We start from the raw sequence: 2,951 nt of genomic DNA, 5'->3' as shown, positions 1-2,951 counted from the left end.
GTCAGCACGTTCGTGGAGATCGGCCCGGACGGGGTGCTGTCCGCGATGGGTGCGGACTGCGTCGCTGACGCGGTGTTCGTACCAGTGCAACGCTCTGACCGGGACCAACCTGCCACGCTGCTGGCCGCTCTCGCGCAGGCTTTCGTGCGCGGTGTCGCTGTGGACTGGACGCCCTGCCTGACCGGTGGGCGGTTGATCGACCTGCCCACCTACGCCTTCCAACGGCAGCAGTACTGGCTCACCTCGCCGCCCGCCGAGCGGACCGAGACGGCCGGCGACCCGGCCGACGGGCACTTCTGGTCGGCGATCGAGCGCCAGGACACGGCCTTCCTCGCGGAAACCCTCGGCCTCGGCTCGGACGAGGACCGCGAAACCCTGGAAGCGCTGTTGCCCGCGTTCTCCGCGTGGCGGCGGCGCCGGCACACCCACGCGGTGCTCGACACACTGCGCTACCGGATCGGCTGGGAGCCGTCGACCGGCACACACCACACCCCGGCGGCAGGCCGGTGGATCGTGCTGACCAGCGCCGACGTCGACGACACCACGGCGCTCCTGTCCGCACTCGGCGACGCCACAGTGCTCACCGTGACCCCCGAGCGCACCGCTCTCGCCGACCGCCTGCGCACCGCCGGCCCCACCGACGGCATCCTGTCCCTGCTCGCCCTGGACCCCGCGCTCGACCCGGCGGCGACCCTCCTGACCGTCGCGCAGGCCTGCGCCGACGCGGGCATGGAAGCACCACTGTGGGCCGCCACCCGGGGCGCCGTCGCCACCGGCCGCGCGGACCGCCTCGACGCGCCCCGCCAGGCCCTCGCCTGGGGCCTCGGTCGGGTCCTCGGCCTGGAACGCCCCCACCTCTGGGGTGGCCTCGTCGACCTGCCGGAGAAGCTGGACCAGCGTGCCGCCGACCGGGTCGTCACCGCGCTGCACGGCAATGGCGAGGACGAGATCGCGGTACGCGGATCCGGCACCTACGTACGTCGGTTGCTGCGACACCCGCACACCGAGGCCGCACCCCGCGACGCATGGCTGCCGCGCGGCACCGTGCTGATCACCGGCGGAACCGGTGGCCTCGGCGCCCGGGTGGCGAGTTGGGTCGCCGTCCGCGGAGCCGAACACGTGGTCCTGGTCAGCCGTCGCGGTCTCCACGCGCCCGACGCCGACGTGGTGGCCGCCGAGGTGCGACGCCACGGGGCCCGGGTGACAGTCAGCGCCTGCGACGTCGCCGACCCGGACGAGGTGAACCGGCTCGTCCAGCAACTACGGGAGGCCGGCGAGCGGATCGACACCGTCGTCCATGCCGCCGGCGTCGACCACCACACCCACCTGGACACCGCCACCGCCGCCGACCTCGACGCCGTCCTGGCCGCCAAGGTCGCCGGCGCGACCAACCTGGACGCCGCGCTCGGCGACGAGCCCAGCACCTTCGTCCTGTTCTCCTCCATCTCCGGTGTCTGGGGCAGCGGCGGGCAGGCCGCGTACTCGGCCGGCAACGCCTTCCTCGACGCGTTCGCCGAGTGGCGCCGCTCCCGTGGTCTCGCGGCCACAGCGATCGCCTGGGGCGTCTGGGCCGGCGGGGGCATGGCCGACGACCCGGAGATCACCGAGCAGCTGCGCAAGCGTGGCCTGCTCACCGTCGACCCGGAACTCGCCCTCTCCGGTCTCCAGTCGGTCCTCGACCGCGACGAGACCAGCGTGACCATCGCCGACGTCGACTGGGACCGCTTCCTTCCGATGTACGCGTCCGCCCGCGTCCGTCCGCTGGTCAGCGCGCTGCCCGACCACATTCGCCTACAGGTCACCGACTCGACGCCGGCCGCGCCCGCCGCCGGCCGGTACGCCGCGATGAGCGCCGAGGAGCGGTCCCGCGAACTGCTCGACCTGGTGGTCACCAGTGCGGCTGCCGTCCTCGGGCACACCGGCGCCGGTTTGATCGACGCCGACCAACCGTTCAAGGAACTCGGCTTCGATTCGTTGACTGCGGTGGAGTTGCGTAATCGGTTGAATGTGGTGACGGGTTTGCAGCTGCCGTCGAGTGTTGTTTTTGATTATCCGTCGGCGGGTGTGTTGGCGGGTTATCTGGGGTCGTTGTTGGGTGGAGGCTCCGGTGTTTCGGAGGTGGTGTCGTCGTCGGTTGTGGTGGATGAGCCGGTGGCGATTGTGGGTATGGCGTGTCGTTTTCCGGGTGGTGTGGGGTCGCCGGATGAGTTGTGGGATTTTGTGGTGTCGGGTGGGGATGGGGTGGTGGAGTTTCCGTCGGATCGGGGTTGGGATTTGGCGGGTTTGGTGGGTGATGGGGAGTCGTTTGGGACGTCGTATGTTTCTGCTGGTGGGTTTTTGGGTGGTGTTGCGGGTTTTGATGCGTCGTTTTTCGGGGTGTCGCCTCGGGAGGCGTTGGCGATGGATCCGCAGCAGCGGTTGTTGTTGGAGGTGTCGTGGGAGGCGTTGGAGTCGGCGGGGGTTGATCCGCTGGGGTTGCGGGGTTCTCCGGTTGGTGTTTTCACGGGGACGAATGGTCAGGATTATTCGACGTTGTTGTTGGCGGTGCCGCGGGAGGCTGATGGTTTCTTGGGGACTGGTAACGCGGCGAGTGTGTTGTCGGGTCGGGTTTCTTATGTGTTAGGTGTGGAGGGGCCTGCGGTCACTGTGGATACGGCGTGTTCGTCGTCGTTGGTGGCGTTGCATTTGGCGGTGCAGGCGTTGCGGTCTGGTGAGTGTGGTTTGGCGTTGGCTGGTGGTGTGACGGTGATGTCGACGCCGGGGACGTTCATTGAGTTTTCGCGGCAGCGGGGGTTGGCCGGTGATGGTCGGTGTAAGGCTTTCGCGGCGGGGGCGGATGGCACGGCGTGGGGTGAGGGTGTCGGTGTTCTGGTGGTGGAGCGTTTGTCGGATGCGGTGGCCAATGGGCATCGCGTGTTGGCGGTGGTGCGGGGTAGTGCGGTCAATCAGGA

1 protein-coding gene is annotated in these 2,951 nt (G+C 69.2%); it reads left to right on the top strand.

Features of this window, described 5'->3' with window-relative positions; genetic code table 11:
* Nucleotides 1-2,951 (top strand): SDR family NAD(P)-dependent oxidoreductase (locus ACWCO3_RS33480; protein WP_450013950.1); only part of this gene is annotated, 2,951 nt, incomplete at both ends.

This window comes from Micromonospora sp. NPDC002411 (assembly GCF_053592955.1).
The sequence above is the reverse complement of the archived record's forward strand: the minus strand, read 5'-3'. Positions and strand labels throughout refer to the sequence as shown.